This is a genomic window from Paenibacillus qinlingensis, from assembly GCF_013204845.1.
GTDB lineage: Bacteria > Bacillota > Bacilli > Paenibacillales > NBRC-103111 > Paenibacillus_E > Paenibacillus_E qinlingensis.
Genome location: NZ_JABMKY010000053.1, coordinates 1 through 903, shown reverse-complemented (window position 1 = coordinate 903; position 903 = coordinate 1). Strand labels below are relative to the sequence as shown.

1 protein-coding gene is annotated in these 903 nt (G+C 43.4%); it reads left to right on the top strand.

Features of this window, described 5'->3' with window-relative positions; all coding sequences use genetic code 11:
• Nucleotides 1-870, top strand: an 870-nt coding sequence (locus HQN88_RS37200; protein ID WP_173121633.1) for an IS3 family transposase, incomplete at its 5' end; no start/stop codon positions are given.
• Nucleotides 871-903 lie beyond the last annotated feature (33 nt).

The following is a 903-nucleotide window of genomic DNA, read 5'->3' as shown; positions in this document are numbered from 1 at the left end:
TTTAAGTTCATTGAAGATCACCGCTCCGAGTTTCGATTGGAGAAGATGTGCAAAGTGTTAAAGGTCTCCAAGAGCGGATATTACAAATGGCGAGCAGCTGGAGTCTCTGAGCAGTGCAAACGCAAAGAAGAAATAACAGATCGTATTAAATATCACTTTCAACTCAAGCATGAAATCTATGGCAGCCCACGCATACACAAAGAACTTTTGAAAGAAGGCTTGTGTGTATCGGAACGGACGGTCGGCCTCATTATGCGTGAACAAGGTCTACGCTCTTGTATGGCACGGAAATTTAGAGTTCAAACAACAGATTCGAACCACGATCAGCCGATTGCTCCCAATCTCCTTCAGCAAGATTTTGCAGCAACAAAGCCAAATGAAAAATGGGTAGCTGATATTACTTACATTCCATGCCGTCAAGGAAAGCTCTACCTTGCAAGCATTCTGGACCTCTATACGAAGCAAATTGTTGGATGGAAACTAAGTGACCGAATGACAACAGATCTCGTCTTAGATGCACTGAAGCAGGCTCATAGCGTAAAGAAGCCTGGAGTAGGCCTGATTCACCATTCTGACCGAGGTTCTCAATATGCCTCCAAGGAGTACCGCAGTCAGCTTGAAAGCTACGGTATAACGTCAAGTATGAGTCGTAAAGGAAACTGTTATGACAACGCCTGTATTGAGGCATTTCATAGCATTTTGAAGCGAGAATTCATCTACAGCAACCCAAAATTCAAGACCAAACAAGAAGCTCAGCAGAAGCTGTATCGGTATCTTGAGTTCTTTTACAACAGGACAAGGTCGAATAGCACAATTGGTTACATGTCACCTGAGCAATTTGAGCAGCTATACTACCAGCAAGTTGCATAACTTAGTGACGTCCACTTTCTTGACAGAAGAGCA